Origin of the sequence: Natranaerovirga pectinivora, from assembly GCF_004342165.1 — a bacterium.
Taxonomy (GTDB): Bacteria; Bacillota; Clostridia; order Lachnospirales; family DSM-24629; genus Natranaerovirga; species Natranaerovirga pectinivora.
In genome coordinates this window covers 18,541-36,222 of sequence record NZ_SMAL01000003.1, presented here as the reverse complement: position 1 = coordinate 36,222, position 17,682 = coordinate 18,541, and the positions used below count along the sequence as shown (strand labels likewise).

Annotated in this window: 17 protein-coding genes; 15 read left to right on the top strand and 2 right to left on the bottom strand. The window is 30.3% G+C overall.

Going from position 1 to position 17,682, the window contains the following annotated elements; translation table 11 throughout:
* Nucleotides 1-42 precede the first annotated feature (42 nt).
* Nucleotides 43-1,950 carry a ribosomal protection-like ABC-F family protein gene (gene abc-f, locus EDC18_RS05005; RefSeq protein WP_132250934.1) on the bottom strand — a complete coding sequence of 636 codons (1,908 nt, stop codon included), beginning with the start codon at nucleotides 1,948-1,950 and terminating at the stop codon, nucleotides 43-45.
* A 137-nt stretch (nucleotides 1,951-2,087) separates the two neighbouring features.
* On the opposite strand from abc-f, the gene EDC18_RS05000 reads away from it, so the two are divergent.
* From EDC18_RS05000 to EDC18_RS04940, 13 genes are all read left to right on the top strand, one after another.
* Entirely contained in the window at nucleotides 2,088-2,741 is a 654-nt protein-coding gene (locus EDC18_RS05000; protein ID WP_132250932.1) for a redox-sensing transcriptional repressor Rex, read from the top strand.
* A gap of 137 nt (nucleotides 2,742-2,878) precedes the next feature.
* Nucleotides 2,879-3,490, top strand: a complete 612-nt coding sequence (locus EDC18_RS04995) for a hypothetical protein (RefSeq protein WP_132250930.1) — start codon at nucleotides 2,879-2,881, stop codon at nucleotides 3,488-3,490.
* The gene (gene acpS, locus EDC18_RS04990) at nucleotides 3,487-3,861 is read left to right on the top strand and encodes a holo-ACP synthase (RefSeq protein WP_132250928.1); all 375 of its coding nucleotides are present in this window, start codon (nucleotides 3,487-3,489) and stop codon (nucleotides 3,859-3,861) included. Before EDC18_RS04995 ends, acpS begins: the two co-directional genes overlap by 4 nt.
* Entirely contained in the window at nucleotides 3,858-5,381 is a 1,524-nt protein-coding gene (locus EDC18_RS04985; RefSeq protein WP_132250926.1) for an NAD(P)H-hydrate dehydratase, read from the top strand. Before acpS ends, EDC18_RS04985 begins: the two co-directional genes overlap by 4 nt.
* A 94-nt stretch (nucleotides 5,382-5,475) precedes the next feature.
* Nucleotides 5,476-6,633: an alanine racemase gene (gene alr, locus EDC18_RS04980; RefSeq protein ID WP_132250924.1), complete on the top strand. Its 1,158-nt coding sequence runs from the start codon at nucleotides 5,476-5,478 to the stop codon at nucleotides 6,631-6,633.
* A 354-nt stretch (nucleotides 6,634-6,987) separates the two neighbouring features.
* Nucleotides 6,988-7,335 carry a type II toxin-antitoxin system PemK/MazF family toxin gene (locus tag EDC18_RS04975; protein ID WP_132251639.1) on the top strand — a complete coding sequence of 116 codons (348 nt, stop codon included), beginning with the start codon at nucleotides 6,988-6,990 and terminating at the stop codon, nucleotides 7,333-7,335.
* A gap of 93 nt (nucleotides 7,336-7,428) precedes the next feature.
* Nucleotides 7,429-8,352: an AEC family transporter gene (locus EDC18_RS04970; RefSeq protein WP_132250922.1), complete on the top strand. Its 924-nt coding sequence runs from the start codon at nucleotides 7,429-7,431 to the stop codon at nucleotides 8,350-8,352.
* 98 nt (nucleotides 8,353-8,450) lie between these two features.
* On the top strand, nucleotides 8,451-9,173 hold the full coding sequence (locus EDC18_RS04965; RefSeq protein WP_132250920.1) for a YebC/PmpR family DNA-binding transcriptional regulator: 723 nt from the start codon (nucleotides 8,451-8,453) through the stop codon (nucleotides 9,171-9,173).
* A 471-nt stretch (nucleotides 9,174-9,644) separates the two neighbouring features.
* Nucleotides 9,645-11,609 (top strand): NAD-dependent DNA ligase LigA, encoded by a 1,965-nt coding sequence (gene ligA, locus EDC18_RS04960; RefSeq protein WP_132250918.1) that lies wholly within the window; start codon nucleotides 9,645-9,647, stop codon nucleotides 11,607-11,609.
* A gap of 61 nt (nucleotides 11,610-11,670) precedes the next feature.
* Nucleotides 11,671-11,958 (top strand): Asp-tRNA(Asn)/Glu-tRNA(Gln) amidotransferase subunit GatC, encoded by a 288-nt coding sequence (gene gatC, locus EDC18_RS04955; RefSeq protein WP_132250916.1) that lies wholly within the window; start codon nucleotides 11,671-11,673, stop codon nucleotides 11,956-11,958.
* A 23-nt stretch (nucleotides 11,959-11,981) separates the two neighbouring features.
* Nucleotides 11,982-13,442, top strand: coding sequence for an Asp-tRNA(Asn)/Glu-tRNA(Gln) amidotransferase subunit GatA (gene gatA, locus EDC18_RS04950; RefSeq protein WP_132250914.1), 1,461 nt, complete (start codon nucleotides 11,982-11,984; stop codon nucleotides 13,440-13,442).
* Nucleotides 13,443-13,457: 15 nt separating this feature from the next.
* A complete protein-coding gene (gatB, locus tag EDC18_RS04945; RefSeq protein WP_132250912.1) occupies nucleotides 13,458-14,900 on the top strand; it encodes an Asp-tRNA(Asn)/Glu-tRNA(Gln) amidotransferase subunit GatB in 1,443 nt (480 codons plus the stop codon).
* Between the two features lie 173 nt (nucleotides 14,901-15,073).
* The gene (locus EDC18_RS04940) at nucleotides 15,074-15,442 is read left to right on the top strand and encodes a zinc-ribbon domain-containing protein (RefSeq protein WP_132250911.1); all 369 of its coding nucleotides are present in this window, start codon (nucleotides 15,074-15,076) and stop codon (nucleotides 15,440-15,442) included.
* A 31-nt stretch (nucleotides 15,443-15,473) separates the two neighbouring features.
* Here EDC18_RS04940 and EDC18_RS04935 read toward each other — a convergent pair whose 3' ends face one another.
* Nucleotides 15,474-16,205 (bottom strand): MBL fold metallo-hydrolase, encoded by a 732-nt coding sequence (locus tag EDC18_RS04935; protein ID WP_132250909.1) that lies wholly within the window; start codon nucleotides 16,203-16,205, stop codon nucleotides 15,474-15,476.
* A 164-nt stretch (nucleotides 16,206-16,369) separates the two neighbouring features.
* Between EDC18_RS04935 and EDC18_RS04930 the strand changes: the two genes are divergently transcribed.
* Both EDC18_RS04930 and EDC18_RS04925 read left to right on the top strand, forming a co-directional pair.
* Nucleotides 16,370-16,741 carry a VOC family protein gene (locus EDC18_RS04930; protein ID WP_132250907.1) on the top strand — a complete coding sequence of 124 codons (372 nt, stop codon included), beginning with the start codon at nucleotides 16,370-16,372 and terminating at the stop codon, nucleotides 16,739-16,741.
* 52 nt (nucleotides 16,742-16,793) lie between these two features.
* Entirely contained in the window at nucleotides 16,794-17,678 is an 885-nt protein-coding gene (locus EDC18_RS04925) for an alpha/beta hydrolase (protein ID WP_132250906.1), read from the top strand.
* The last annotated feature ends 4 nt before the right edge of the window (nucleotides 17,679-17,682 follow it).

The following is a 17,682-nucleotide window of genomic DNA, read 5'->3' as shown; positions in this document are numbered from 1 at the left end:
CTAGATTAGAATGAGAATTTGAACCTTTTATATGCTAATTGTTTATTCTTCTAAATGGGTCTCCCATAGATCATATAAACTTAATAGGGTCATTTCTAAGGCGCTTTTTTCATCATTTAATTCATTTAAAATAATATGATTGGTATAATTTTCTTCTAAACAGAGAGCAGCATCAATCTCTTCAATCCTTTTCTCTTTTTCAAGAATGCTAGCTTCTAATTTTGATAACTCTGCTAGTCTTTTTCGTTCTTTTGCTTGATTTTCTTTCTTCTTGATCCAATCGTCTTTTGTAGAAGCCATTGATTTAGGATCTAGCATATTTTCGTTAGAAATTTCTTTGCTTTGTGTTTCTTTCTTTTCAACAAAGTAATCATAGTTTCCTAAGTAATTGGTAACGCCAGTAGGGGTTAATTCTAAAACCCTAGTAGCGGTTCGATTAATAAAATATCTGTCATGTGATATATATAAAATAGTTCCTGTATATTGGTTTAAGGCATTTTCAAGAACCTCTTTAGAGAAAATATCTAAGTGGTTAGTAGGTTCATCTAAAAGAAGAAAATTGGCTTCTGATAACATAAGTTTTGCAAGGGACAATCGTCCTTTTTCTCCACCACTTAATTGATAAACTTGTTTAAATACATCATCGCCAATAAATAAAAAAGCAGCCAAGATATTTCTGATTTCACCAGTTTTCATATTTGGATAGGCATTAGAGATTTCTTCAATTAAATTATTTGAATCTGTTAAAGAAGTATATTCTTGGTCAAAGTAACCACATTTAACTTTAGATCCTAATTTAACATCACCTGTGTTTCCTTCTAATTCTCCAAGAATGATTTTTAATATAGTGGTTTTACCTGTTCCATTATCTCCAATTAAAGCAATTTTGTCCCCTTTTTTAATATCAAAAGAAATATTTTCAAAAATCATCCGATCATCAAAGGATTTGCTTATGCTATTTACGGCTAAAACATCATTTCCACTAATGACCTGTGGTTCTAATTGAAGATTCATATCTGTTTTTAATTCTTGAGGTTTATCTAATACATCTATTTTGTTAAGAGCTTTCTCCCGACTTCGAGCACGTTTAACAGATTTTTCTCTGTTAAAAGAACGAAGCTGAGTGATAACTTCTTCTTGTTTTTTTATTTCTTTTTGTTGATTCATATAATGTTTTAATTGAACATCCCTGTCAATAGCTTTTTTTTCAGCATAGTCACTATAATTACCAATAAATATTTTGCATTGAGTATTTTCAATCTCAATGATTTTATTAACTGTTTTATTAAGGAAGTAACGATCATGAGAGATAATAATTAAGGAGCCATCATAGGTGTTTATGTAATTTTCTAGCCAGCTAATAGAATTCATATCCAGATGATTTGTAGGCTCATCAAGGAGTATTAAATCAGGTTTCATTAATAATAGTTTTGCTAAAGAAACTCGTGTTTTTTGCCCGCCAGAGAGGGTGTTTATGGTCTTAGAGTGATCTTCTGTAACAAATCCAAGCCCTTTTAAAACCCCTCTAATTTCACTTTGATAGCTATAGCCGTCTAAATCTTCGAATTTTTGTTGTAATTTAGCATACTCATTCATAAGGGTTTCAAGTTGAGTACTAGTAGCTTCTTTCATTTTCTTTTCAACCGTTTTAATTTTTATTTCTAGTTCAAGAATGTCCTTTTTTGAATCTAACATTTCATCATAAATTGTACTATTAGAGTTTAAATCTTGTTCTTGTGATAAATACCCCAAATTAATTTGATTAGGTATGATAATTTGACCTTCGTCTGGAGTTATATGACCTGATAGTATTTTAAACAGTGTTGTTTTTCCTGCACCGTTTACGCCTACTAAGCCTATTTTTTCTCCTTTTTCTATATGAAATGATACATTATTTAAGATTGGTGTAATACCAAAAGATTTGCTGATGTTTTTACAAGCAAGTATCATTTTGAAACCTCCATAATTCATCTTTTGTCATAGTATATGATACCATTCAAAGTGAATAATGAAAAGGTTATAATTGACTTTATGTTCATAAAATAATATAATAATTTAAAGGAAACAATAGTGAGGGAGTGACCAACATGTTACCAGAAAAAAAAATATCAACAGCAGTAATAAAAAGGCTTCCTAGATACTATAGGTATTTAGGGGATTTACTAGAAAATGATGTTGTAAGGATCTCCTCTAAAGAGTTAAGTGAAAGAATGAAAGTAACAGCGTCTCAAATAAGACAAGACTTGAATAATTTTGGAGGCTTTGGACAACAAGGCTATGGATATAATGTTGAGCATCTTTATAAAGAAATTGGTAAAATATTAGGACTAGAAAATAAGTACAATGTTATTATTATTGGAGCAGGTAATCTAGGACAAGCTTTGGCAAATTATACAGATTTCGAAAAAAGAGGATTTATTGTTAAAGGACTTTTTGATGTTAATCCAAGACTCGTAGGTGTAGAAATTAGAGGATTAGAAATTAAAGATATAGATGAAATAGAAAATTTTGTTATAGAAAACAATATTCATATAGCAGCCCTTACTTTACCAAAACAAAAAGCACCAAAAGTTGCAAGTGATTTAGTAAAAGCAGGGATTAAAGGGATTTGGAATTTTGCTCCTATCGATTTAAACTTACCAAAGGATGTAGTAGTAGAAAATGTACATTTATTAGATAGTTTGATGACATTATCTTATACCATAAGTAGAAAAGAGAAAAAGAAAAAACAACAAAAATAAAATACAGTGTGCGTACAAATAAAAGAAGGTGGATATACCTTCTTTTTCTTGATGGGTGAATTCCTATTTAAATAATTCATATAACTCATAGTAAGATATATGAAATAAGATATAATAGATTATAAGGAGGGATGATGATGTTATTTTTAAACCATAAAAAAACTATTGATATACCTATAAATAAGAAAGTGCCTCTACTAACCCTAGATAACCGATGGCATGAGCTGTTTCCAAGTAATAATAAACCTAAAAAAATAGTAGAATTAGAAAATAAATTAAACAAACTTATTCAAGAACAAGGGAAAGTGAATACAGAGTTTAAAGAATATACGTTACTAAAGAAAAAATTCGTTTCAGAAATAATGAATAATATGTCAGAGGCCTTTGAAAAAAAAGATGAAAATGCGTCTAAAAATATGGAAAAAAGCAAAAAATACATAGATGAAATAAATGAAAAACTTATAAAATACGAAATGATTTTAGATGAGTTACCACACAAAATAAAAGAGACAAATGAAGAACTTCTAAAAGTTAGCGTTAATATATGTTATAATGATATGGAGAAAAGCAAAAAAGAAATAGTGAAGTTAAATGAATGGATTGAAGAAACTAAAAGCAAATTAAAAGAAAACATAATTATAAAACAAGAAAAAGAAGAACAAAATCAAAAAGTGTATACATACTTACATGATTTATTAGGATTTGAAATAATTAACTTATTTGATGATGATTATGGTGATGAAGAATGATAAAAGGGATAGGAACAGATATCATAGAGCTTTCTAGAATAGAAAAAGCAATTAGAAACAAAAGTTTTGTAAATAAATACTTTACAGAAAAAGAAATTAATCTATTTATAGAAAGAAATTGGTCTGTTACTACTATTGCAAGTAATTTTGCCATAAAAGAAGCTGTTTCAAAAGTGTTGGGAACAGGTTTTAGAGCAATTGAATTAGTACATATAGAAGTATTAAGAGACTCTTTAGGTAAACCTTATGTCCTTTTATACAGTAAAGCCAAAGAGTTGCAAAAAGAATTAGGAATACAGACTCTCTTTGTATCTACGTCTCATAATAAAGAAAGTGTTGTAGCATTTGCCATTGGAGAAGGTGACTTATGATAAAATTAGTAACTGGAGAGGAAATGCAATTAATTGATTCTTATACCATAAAAGAAATAGGAATACCATCTATGGTACTTATGGAAAGGGCTGCCCTGGGAATTGTAGACCATATATTAAAAAGAAAGCATATTGAAAACGAAAAAGTCTTTATACTTTGTGGTTCCGGGAATAATGGTGGAGATGGGTTAGCTATTGGCAGATTATTGGGTAACAAAGGGATTCGTACTAACATAATGTTACTAAGTGAAAATTATACACAAGAAACATCTATGCAATTAAAAATATTACAGAACTTAAATATAAAAGTAGACAAATATGATGCTGATCAACTAAAGAAGTATATTAGTGAATCAGATTTAATAATAGATGCTATTTTTGGAACTGGGTTAACGCGAGAGGTAATTGGGCATTATAAAGACACTATTCAGTGTGTTAATAATGAAGATAAGTTTGTAATTTCTGTGGATATCCCCTCAGGAATTTGTTCTAAAAGTGGAAAAGTTCTTGGAGTTGCGATAAAAGCAAACTTGACAGTAACTTTTGGACTTAATAAATTAGGTAATGTTTTATATCCTGGCACATTATATGCTTCAAAAACCAATATAGTAGATATAGGATTTCCTAAGAGAGCTTATGATTCTAGAATGCTTAAACATTTTACTTTTGATGAAAATGCCCTCCAAAAATTACCAAAAAGAGAAGCAAGAAGCAACAAGGGAACTTTCGGAAAGGTTCTTGTAATAGCTGGAGCCATAAATATGAGTGGTGCTGCTTTTTTATCAGCTATGGCAGCTTATAAGATAGGTGGTGGTCTAGTTAACATTATGACTCATGAAGAAAATAGGGTTATAATACAAACAAGTATACCAGAAGCAATAGTTACAACATTTAATACGTTAGATAACAAGGAATTAGATAAAACATGTTTTATAGAATTTAAAAGTAGTATTAAAGATGCAAATGTTATCGTAATAGGTCCAGGTTTATCACAGTGTAAAGCAACGAAAGAATTGCTAGAATATGTAATAAGACATTCAAAGGTGCCTATTATCATTGATGCAGACGGTTTAAATGTATTGTCAAATGAATTATCACTTATAAAAGAGCATCAAGTGGAAATCATAATTACACCTCATCCAGGTGAAATGTCCAGGTTGTTAGGGGTGTCAATAAAAGAAGTAACAGAAAATCTAATAGAGAACGCTAATTTTATAAGTAAGAAATACAATATAATTTGTGCTTTAAAAGATGCAAGAACAATAGTTACGAATCCTTTCGATGATGTATACATTAATACTTCAGGAAACAATGGGATGGCGACAGCAGGAGCAGGAGATGTATTGACAGGCATAATTAGTGGCTTAATTGCACAAGGATTAAGACCATATGAAGCTACTTGTTTAGGTGTGTATTTACACGGTTTATCAGGAGATAAAGCTAAGGAACGAGTAGGGGTATACAGTATGATGGCTAGGGATATAATAGAGGAGATTTCTAAAGTTACAAATATAAATTAGCATTTAAGTGGGATTGTTTGAATATAGAAAAGCTGTAGGAAGTATAATATAATAAAGAATTTACAAAGGTTGGCTTTTACAGGAGGAATAAAAGATGGATAAATACTATCGTGTTTTTGCCCATATTGATATGGATTCCATCATACATAATTTAAAAGAAATTATTAGCATTAAGGATAAGAGTACAGAATTAATGGCAATAATCAAAGCAGATGGTTATGGACATGGTGCTGTACCTATTTCAAAGGTTTTAGTGGAAAATGGAGTAGATCGATTAGGCGTGGCGGTAATTGAAGAAGGAATTTCATTAAGAAAAAGTGGCATAACGGCACCTATACTAGTGTTAGGATATACACCAGAATATCAAATACTACAGCTATTAAAATATGACTTGATTCAAACGGTGTTCAAGCGTGAAATGGCAGAAGCTATCTCAAAAACAGCAATAGAGCATTCTCTGATTGCTAAAATACATATAAAATTAGATACAGGTATGGGGCGTATTGGATTTTATCCAAATGAAGAAACATTAGAAATCATAAGGTATATAAACAGTCTACCTAATTTAGAGATTGAAGGCATTTTTACACATTTTTCAACAGCGGATGAAAAGGATAAAACATTTACCATTAACCAGGTTGATTTATTTAATGGTTTTATTTCTAGACTAGAACAATTTGACATTAATATACCAATTAAACATGCTTGTAATAGCGCCGGGTTAATAGATGTTAAAGAGGCACATTACCAATTAATCAGAGCGGGCATTTCTATATACGGGCTATTTCCTTCAATGGATGTTCAAAGAAATGTTAAGCTTAAACCTGCATTATCACTTAAAAGTCATGTTATCTACTTAAAAGAGTTAGAAATTGGCAAACCTGTAAGTTACGGTTGTACATATATTACTGACAAATTAACAAAAGTTGCAACCATACCAGTAGGATACGGTGATGGATATCCAAGGGCGTTATCATCAATAGGCAGAGTACTTATTCAAGGGCAATATGCGCCTATAATAGGAAGAGTTTGTATGGATCAATTTATGGTTGATGTGACACATATCGATAATGTTAAAGATGGAGATGAAGTTGTGCTTATAGGAACACAAGGGGAGAATACTATAACGGTTGAAGAGATTGCAGAATTAACAAATACGATTAATTATGAAATTATATGTGGGTTAGGAAAAAGAATACCAAGGGTGTATACGAGTAAAAGCAATTTGATTCACACGATAGATTATTTTTAAGATGAAAGTAATAACAAAGCATCTTTCAATAAAATTTATATCTCGTGTCAAGTAAGAGGCATAAGGCGTTAAAGTTTTTGGTTAAAGGTTATAATTTGCTTTTTCATATTCTAAAAGTATATGAGAATAGTTTTTGGGAATACTAATAATAAATAAAGATTCTCTTAATTATTTCTAATATTATTAATTAGAAATTGATTTGATGAATGGAGGCAATCGACTTTGTAATATGTATTTATGAAGTAGGAAAGAAATATGACTTTCTAACTTCACATAAAAATGTACTTAGCTACATTTCTTATAAAAAGTGAGGTTGAAACTACATTCAGCAGAAAATAGCGGAGTGTGAATAATGTGATTGTAAAAAGAGGAGATATATTTTATGCAGATTTAAGACCAGTTATTGGTTCTGAACAAGGAGGCATACGGCCTGTTTTAATTGTTCAAAATGATATTGGTAATAAGTATAGTCCAACTGTGATTTGTGCAGCTATCACTTCACAAATTAATAAAGCGAAACTCCCAACACATGTAGAAATAGATGCAAATAAATACGAGCTTGTAAAAGATTCAGTAATATTACTAGAACAAATTAGAACAATTGATAAAAAACGATTAAAAGAAAAAGTTTGTCATCTAGATAAAGATGTTATGGAAAAGGTTAGTGAAGGATTACTTATTAGTTTTGGGATTGATACATAGAAAAAGTAAATTACTCAATAATAAAGCGTGCACTGCACGCTTTATTATTGAGTAAAATATAAAATAAGAAAAAACTAAAGGAGTTACTTTGAAATGGATTTTTCATTAATATTTAATCAATTATTAGTATTATTTTCTCTAATATTCCTAGGGTATATTTTAAATAAATTAAACATCCTTGATTTACATACAAATAAAAAATTATCAAGTTTTGTTGTTAATGTCAGTGCACCAGCTTTGATTATTGCATCAATGAGTGATCCTACTATAGATAGACAAGAGATTAATCTACTATTAATTATCTTTATCGCGTCAATTTGTTACATATTTCTTTACATATTAACACTTTTTATTCCAAAACTAATAAAAGTTCAAACAGAAGATTATGGTATATATAAATTTATGATAATGTTTTCAAATGTTGGTTTTATGGGTTTTCCTGTTATTGCATCTATTTATGGTAGAGAAGCAATTATATATGCATCTCTTTTTAATTTACCATTTTACTTATTAATATATACATTAGGAATATACTTTGTTTCTCTACACAGTGAAAAGCAAATGAATTTTAATTGGAAATTATTTTTTAATGCAGGGGTTGTTGCAGTAATCATTGGAGTTGGTTTATTATTAACACAACTAAGATTGCCAAGGTTTTTAGAAGATACAGTTAATATGATTGGGGACTTAACCACGCCATTAGCAATGTTAATAATCGGGGTATCCCTAGCCAATATACCTATGAAATCAGTGTTTATGAATACTAGACTATATATATTTAGCTTTTTGAAATTAGTGGTGTTTCCAATAATAATCTGGTTAGCATTAAGAGCCGTATTAGATAATCAATTATTAATAGGTGTATCTGTGGTAATTGTGGGTATGCCTGTAGCAGCCAATGCTGTAATGCTAAGTAATGAATTTGGTGGAAATGAAAAACTTGCATCTGAAGGTGTATTAATGACAACGTTATTTTCAATCATAACGATCCCATTATTGGTTTTTATTTTAAGTTAAATAACCATTATCATAGAAAATAGATATAAAAAACATTGAATTCAGAAAAATTACATGATAAAATATTCTAATAAATAAACAAAAGGTGGTTTAGAGAAATGGCAGGACATTCAAAGTTTGCAAATATAAAACATCGAAAAGAACGACAAGATGCCAAAAAGGGAAAAGTATTCACTAAAATAGGTAGAGAAATAGCAGTTGCTGTTAAAGAAGGCGGGCCTGATGTAAGTATCAATACAAAACTTAAGGATGTTGTTGCAAAAGCAAAAGCCAATAATATGCCTAATGATACAATAGATAGAAGTATAAAAAAAGCATCGGGTGATGCTGATTCAGTTAGTTATGAAGCTATTACATATGAAGGCTATGGACCAAATGGTGTTGCAATAATTGTGGAGGCTTTGACAGATAATAAAAATAGAACAGCTGCTAATGTTAGACACGCTTTTACAAAAGGTGGGGGCAATCTTGGAACAACTGGATGCGTTTCCTTTTTATTCGACCAAAAGGGTCAAATTGTAATAGAGAGAGATGTTGACATAGACGAAGATGAACTGATGATGATTGTTTTGGAGGCAGGAGCTGAAGATTTTATTTCTGAGGAAGAAGGTTATGAAATTATTACTTCACCAGAAGACTTTAGTAAAGTATGTGAAGAAATTGAAAAAACCGGTATTCAACCAATTTCATCTGAAATAACAATGATTCCTCAAACAATAACAGAAATAAATGGTGATGAAATTAAAAAGATGGAAAAAATGCTAGATATTCTAGAAGATGATGATGATGTTCAGAATATTTATCATAACTGGAAAGAGTAACTAGATAAAATAATTAAATTGGGTATTTAGTCCTAGTGCGACAAATTTCGTTTGAAAACCTTATTTGATTAGAACTATAATAGTAGATGTATGAAACACAAACAGATAGAGATAGATATATATAATATGGGGTGTGAATTATGCAAGTAGAAGAGGTATCTAAATTAATCGAACTCACAGAGAATTTTATTGAGTACTTGTCGGATCTTTTTCAAGAAGGGAGAATAACGCAAGAGCAATACAATTTAATGACTAAAAAGAAGATTGAATTTATCGAACAGAATAAAATAACTCTTATTACTTAAGTTTAAGAATTTCCTATTAATAGAAAGGTATTAGATACATTTCTATTGATAGGAAATTTTTTTATATAAAACCCAATTAAATGGCTATAAAATCTTTTTACAAGTGTAATAATATGGTAAAATATGAATGCTGAGTAAACATAAATAAAAGTATGGAGAGGTTTGTATGCCACATTATTCATTGATAAAAATTAGAGAATTAATAAAAACGTTAAATGAAGCCAATAAAGCATATTATCAAGAAAATAGAGAAATAATGAGTAATTATGAATACGATAAATTATACGATGAACTATGTAGATTAGAAGATGAGACAGGTATTATTTTGTCTAACAGTCCAACTCAAATAGTAGGTTATGAGGTGTTAAACGCATTACCAAAAGAAGCACATGACTTGCCTATGTTATCATTAGATAAAACAAAAGAAGTGGATAAATTAAAGGATTGGTTAGGAAGTAATAAAGGTATTTTGTCTTGGAAACTAGATGGGTTAACCATTGTATTAACCTATAGAAATGGAAAACTATATAAAGCAATAACAAGAGGTAATGGTGAAATTGGAGAAGTTGTAACTAGTAATGCAAAAGTTTTTAAGAATGTGCCCTTAACTATTTCATATAAGGAAGAACTTATTCTTAGAGGAGAAGCAGTAATAAAATACTCTGACTTTGAAAAAATAAATGAAGAAATACCAAATGAAGAAAAATACAAAAACCCACGTAATTTATGTAGTGGAACGGTAAGACAGTTAAATAATGAAATAACAGCCAAAAGAAATGTGAACTTTTTTGCTTTTCAAGTTATAAAAGCAGAGGATGAAAATTTTAATGACTCAAAAATAGAGCAGTTAAAATGGTTGGATGAATTAGGATTTGAATGTGTCCAATACAAGGTTGTGGCATCAGATTCAGTGGAAGAAAAGGTAAAAGAATTTGCAGAAGAAATTATATCTAATGATTTTGGTTCTGATGGTTTGGTTTTAACATTTGATAGTATAAGCTATTCTAGCAAGTTAGGGGCCACTTCAAAATTTCCTAGAGATTCTATTGCTTTTAAATGGGTAGATGAGATAAAAGAAACTAGACTTATTAAAATTCTATGGAGCACATCCAGAACAGGCCTTATTAATCCAGTGGCCATATTTGAGCCTATAGAATTAGAAGGTACTACGGTAAGTAGAGCAAGTGTTCATAATGTAAGTATTTTGGAAGCTTTAGAGCTTGGTGAAGGGGATACTATCCAAGTGTACAAAGCCAATATGATTATTCCACAAGTAGCATCCAATCTTACTAAAAGTGGTGCAGGAGAAATACCCAAAGAATGTCCTGTATGTGGTGGAGAAACCACTGTTAAAAAAATAAAAGATGTCAAGGCTTTATATTGTACCAATGACGAATGTGGTGCAAAAAAATTAAAAGCTTTTGCACATTTTGTTTCAAGAAATGCTATGAATATTGAAGGTTTATCTGAAGCCACACTAGAAAAATTTATTCAACGAGGGTTTATCACTACGTTTGCAGATGTATATAGATTAGAAACATATGAAGATGCTATTAAAGATATGGAAGGTTTTGGGGAAAAATCATATAATAACTTAATATCATCTGTAGAAAAATCAAGGCACATCCCTATGCCTAACTTTATATATGCATTAGGTATTGCAAATATTGGATTATCAAATGCAAAGCTTTTATGTAAATATTATTCTTATAATATAAATGCAATAAGAGAGGCTTCGGCTATTGAGTTAGAAAGTATTCAAGGTTTTGGAAAAATACTAGCAGAATCTATCAATGAATACTTTAATAATAAAAAAAGAATAGAAGAGATAGAAGATTTACTTCAATATATTGAATTTAACATACCAAAACAAGAGAATAAGCAAGTTTTAGAGGGGAAAGTATTTGTAATTACAGGAAGTCTTACAACCTATGAGAATAGGGATCAATTAAAGGAAGTTATAGAATCCTTAGGTGGTAAAGTAACAGGTTCTGTATCCAATAAAACCAATTATCTGATTAATAATGACACAGAGTCTTCCTCCTCAAAGAATAAAAAGGCAATTTCATTAGATGTTCCTATAATATCTGAAGAACAATTCAATACTTTGATAAGTGAAAGTGTTGAATAAGAAAATGAGTTGTGTTAGAATAAAATATAATTTTGAACTGTAAAGAAATGGAGGAATTTTGGTGAAAATTACAAAAGAGCAAGTAGAGCATGTAGCGCATTTAGCAAGACTTAGTCTAACAGAAGACGAAAAAGTACAAATGACAAAAGATTTAGAAGCCATTATTGGTTTTGCTGACCAATTAAATTCTTTAGATATAGAGAATATTGAACCCACAGCACATGTTATTCCAATACAAAATGTTTTTAGAAAAGATGAGGTTAGAGAAAGTCTAGACCGTAAGGAATTATTAAAGAATGCACCAACAAAATTAAATGGGTGCTTTAGTGTACCAAAAATCGTAGAATAACAAAAGATAATAGGAGGAGAATTATGTCATTAACTCTCAAATCAGCTTATGAATTAAGTGAAAAGCTTAAAAACAAAGAGATTAGTAGTGAAGAATTAACACGTTCTTATCTTGACAGATTAAATGAAGTAGAAGATAAAGTGAAATCATATGTAACAGTATGTGAAGAGGATGCTATTAATACTGCTAAAAACATAGATGAAAGAAGAGCAAAAGGAGAAAAACTAGGTCCTTTAGCGGGAATTCCAATTGGCGTAAAAGATAATATCTGTACAAAGAATTTAAAGACCACTTGCTCATCTAAAATGTTATATAACTTTGAACCACCATATGATGCAACAGTAGTAAGCAAAATCAAAGAAAATGATTTGGTTATTTTAGGAAAGTTGAATATGGATGAATTTGCAATGGGTTCATCAACAGAGAATTCATATTTCCAAAAAACCAAAAACCCTTGGGACTTGGATAGAGTGCCTGGTGGTAGTTCAGGTGGTTCTGCTGCAGCTGTTGCAGCAAGACAAGCTGTATTTACTTTAGGGTCAGATACTGGTGGATCTATTAGACAGCCAGCCAGTTATTGTGGTGTTGTAGGAATGAAACCTACATATGGTGCAGTATCTAGATATGGATTGGTTGCTTTTGCTTCTTCATTGGACCAAATAGGACCTATCACAAAAGATGTTAAAGATATGGCTTTGGCATTAAATTCAATCGTAGGTTATGATAAAATGGATTCCTCATCTGCAAAAATTGAATATCCAGATTATACGACTGCTCTTGGACAAGATGTAAAAGGGATGAGAATTGCCTTACCTAAAGAATATTTTTCAGATGGTATTCAAAGTGAAATTAAAGAACAAGTGTTGAATGTAGCAAAAGAATATGAAAAATTAGGTGCTATAGTAGAAGAAGTAGAATTAAAAACTACAGAATATGCCCTACCAGCATATTATTTAATCTCATCTGCAGAAGCATCTTCTAATTTGGCACGTTTTGATGGTGTAAAATATGGATATCGTGCAGAAAAATATGATAATCTTCTAGAGTTATACAAACAAACAAGAGATGAAGCTTTTGGAACAGAAGTAAAAAGAAGAATTATGTTAGGAACATATGCATTAAGTTCTGGATATTATGATGCTTACTATAAAAAGGCTCAACGTGTTAGAACATTAATTAAAAATGAGTTTGATGCAGTGTTTAATAATTTTGATATTATTTTAACACCTACAGTACCAGCTACATCATTTAAATTTGGAGCCAAAACAGATAATCCTATAGAAATGTATATGAATGATGTTTGTACTGTGCCAATCAATATAGCTGGTTTACCAGCCTTATCTATGAATTGTGGATTTGACAAAGACGGATTACCAATTGGAGTGCAATTGATTGGAAAAGCTTTTGATGAAAGCACGATCTTAAAAGTGGCATATGCATATGAAAAAACTCAGGAAAATATAAATAAATATCCTACGTTATAGAAAAGAGGTGGCAGAGTGAGTTATCAAGATTATGAAATAGTAATTGGACTAGAAGTCCATTGTGAATTAAAAACAGAATCAAAAATATTCTGTGGCTGTACAACAAAATTTGGAGGAGATCCAAATACCCATTGTTGTCCTATTTGTACGGGGATGCCTGGAACATTACCAGTGCTTAATGAGAATGTTGTAGAATATGCAGTAAGAGCAGGTTTAGCAACGAATTGTAAAATTGCAGAGTTCAGCAAACAAGATAGAAAAAATTATTTTTATCCAGACTTACCAAAAGCATACCAAGTATCCCAATTTGACTTGCCTTTATGTTATGAAGGAGAAGTTGAGATAGAAGTAAATGGTGAAGTCAAAAAAGTTGGACTCACTAGAATTCATATAGAAGAAGATGCAGGGAAATTACTACATGAAGCAGGAGAAGGTTCTTTAGTTGACTATAATAGATGTGGTGTACCACTTATTGAAATCGTTACAGAACCAGATATGAGATCACCTGAAGAAGTAGGCATATTTATGCAAAAGCTTAGATCTATCCTTCTTTATTCAGATGTATCAGATTGTAAAATGAATGAAGGGTCACTCAGATGTGATGTTAACTTATCTGTTAGAAAAAAAGGCAGTACAGAATTTGGAACACGTACAGAAATGAAAAATATAAATTCATTTAACTTTGCAGTAAAAGCGGCTGAGTATGAAGCAAAAAGACAGATTAAAACCATAGAGAGTGGTGGCACCATTGTACAAGAGACACGTAGATGGGATGATGTAAAAGGTGTAACGGTTTCTATGAGAAGTAAAGAAGAAGCTCATGACTACCGTTATTTCCCAGAGCCAGACTTAATGCCAATCATAACACCAAAAGAAAAAATCGAAGAAATAAGAAAATCTCTCCCAGAAATGCCAGACTTGAGGAAAGTACGTTATATCAGTGAGTATGGCATATCTCCAAAAGATGCTGATTTAATAGTAGCTTCAAGAAATATGGCGGACTATTTTGAAACTGCAGCTAAAGCATCTAAAAATGCAAAAACAGTATCCAATTGGATAATTACTGAGATATTTAGTAAATTAAATGAAGACCAAAAAGAAGAAGGTTCTATACCTTTTAAACCTGAGTTACTAGCAGAATTGGTTAACTTAATTGAAGAAGATATCATAAGTAACAGTATAGGTAAAAAAGTTTTTGCACAAATGTGGGAGACAGGGAAAAGTCCTAATACAATCGTTGAAGAAGAAGGCTTAAAGCAAATAAGCGACGACGGTGCGCTTATAGATATGGCAAAAGAAGTTATTAGCAGTAATGAAAAAGTAGTAGCAGACTATTTATCAGGAAAAGAGCAAGCGGTCCAATCTCTAATGGGTCAAATGATGAAAAAAACAAAAGGACAAGCAAACCCTAAAAAAGTTATAGATATCTTAAAAGATATTTTAAATCAAATGAAATAAAAATTAAGGAGCTTGATGTGGATAATATCACAAGGGGGCTCCTTAATTACATATAAGGAAAAACACAGGCATAAGTTCTAGAAGAACAAAGTGTGACTGTATAAAAAATATTTTTACAAAATTTAAGATAAGTGTTAAAATTTTATTATATTTTATTAGAGAAAGGAGAGCCTATGTTTATAGTCGGTTGGGGGTATAGAACTTTTAAAAAATATAGTAAGATTACAAGTAATTGTTTGCATTGTGATAATGTGAGTATGGATATAGATCTTATAAAAGTTACAATATGGTTTACCTTCTTTTTTGTTCCAATTATTCCTACTTCAAAAAGATACCTCTTAATGTGTAGCAAATGTAAAGGTATTGAAGAAGTAGACAAAGACACGTTTTTTGATTATGTAAATGAAAAAGAAAAGCCCGAATCAGTTGGTAATATAGAGGCATTAGAAGCTTCTAAATGGAGGGGCAAAACTGAAACACAGATAAATTACTTAAAAGAAATGGAAGCATTCAAAAAGAAAAAAGAAGAAAATACCTTGTAGATTTTACAAGGTATTTTAAAAAAATATAAGTTTATATGATTTTTATTTCTTGTCCTCTAGAATTAAGTGTAAAGATATTGGTTAATGAGTTTTTCATTTCAAGTGCAAATTTTACTGTTGTTTCATAATGATCACCAAAATGCATAGGAATCAAGTACTTTGGTTTTAATATATCAATAAAATATTTTGCGCCTAAAGCATAATTTTGTTCAAGTCTTTGGTCTACAGGAAAAAAAGCCACATCAATTTTTTCATCCTTCATATAATCTATCTCTTCTTTAAACCACTTTTCAGCTTTTGCGATTTCTTCTTCCGTGTCGTCCCACCAATACCACCAGTTTAAATCACCAGCGTGAAAAATAGTAGACTCATCTACTTTTACTAGAAAGGATACACCTAGATCAGTCGACCCATAGGCTTTTATATTTAAATCATCCAATATTATGCTATCGTAAGGAGATAAGAAAGTCATATAAGGTTCTTTTTTATCGATTACAATATCACTGCTAAAAACATATTGAATAGCCTTATTAACATTAATCCAATCTAATATAATAGGATTAAAATGATCATGATGGCTATGGGAAGAGAAAACAATTATTTTTTTCTTAGTTTCCAAATCTTCTTTTCCAATGAAACCATTAGCAACTGATTTGTTCTCTAATCCATGGTCTTTAAAATAATCAAAAATTAATAAATAATTATTAGTTTCTACAGTAAAACCACTATGATATAAATAATTTATTTTCAGATTATGTTCCATCTACATAAACGCCTCTCTTTCATTTTCTTATAAATATTATTACATACAATAAATTAATTTACCACATTAATTGTAAAAATTACCCATTATAGTTCTTTATTAAAAATTCAAGTTATTGTATAATGAAAAAGAAGTGAAAAAACAGTTGAAAGGAATGTTGTTGTATGAAATTTACCTTTGATCATAATAATTTTAATGTATTAGACTTGGACAAGAGTTTAGCTTTCTATAAAGAGGCTCTTGGTTTTGAAGAAGTAAGAAGAAAAGTTGCAGAGGATGGCAGCTTTATATTAGCTTTTTTAGGTGATGGTGTTACAGATCACAAATTAGAATTAACATGGCTAAGAGATTGGGAAAAACCATATAATTTAGGGGACAATGAATTCCATCTTGCAATAAGAGTAGATGATTTTGACGCAGCTTATGAACATCATAAAAAAATGGACTGTATATGTTATGAAAACAAAAATATGGGGATATACTTTATAAATGATCCAGATGATTATTGGATTGAAATATTGCCGCCAAAAAAATAAAGACATTTAAAAACCTCATTCATTTGAGGTTTTTCTATATTGAGGTATAAGTATGGAGAGTATTCAAAGTAAATTAATAAAATGTCTCATTAAGATAAAAAAAGGCAAGGCCCCTATTGGTGTCTCTAAGGATGAAGTTATTAGAAGACAGACATCAGAAAATATTAATCCACCTAGAAAGATAACCAATAACTTTATAGTAGAAGAAAAGCATATAACCAATTATATCTATTATGTTATAAAACCTAATAACAGTAGTAGTGAAAAGAATATTTTATATCTACATGGTGGTGGTTATGTTTATCAAATAATGTCTTTTCACTGGAATTTTATTGAGTATCTATTAAGAAAAACCAATGCAACGATAACAGTGCCTATATACCCGTTAGCACCTAAAAACGGTGTTAAAGAAATTTTTAATATGCTAAATCCTATCTATAATCAACTTATTAGTAAGGGATCAGAGCGTCTTTCGATTATTGGAGATTCTGCTGGAGGAGGCATTGCTTTAGCACTAGCAGAGCTGCAAAAAAAGAAAGGAAATAGACAACCTAAAAACATTATTTTAATTTCACCTTGGTTAGATATAAAATTGAAAAATCCCAATATAATGAGCTTGTTAAAATATGATGTATTAATGGATTTGTCTTTAAGAAGATTTGGGAAAATGTACGCAAAGAATATAAAGAAGAATCAAGAGTATCTTGTAAGTCCTTTGTATGGAGATTTAGAAGGATTAGGTAAGATCACACTATTTGTAGGAACAAGTGAGTTGTTTTTAGCGGATTGTAGACAGTTAAAGCAAAAATGTGATAGCCTAGGTATAATAATAAATTATAATGAGTACCCCAAAATGATGCATGGGTGGGTTCTACTACCACTACCAGAAGCAAAATTAGCAAGAAAAGAAATTGTAAAGGTGATTCAAGAAAAATAAGAGG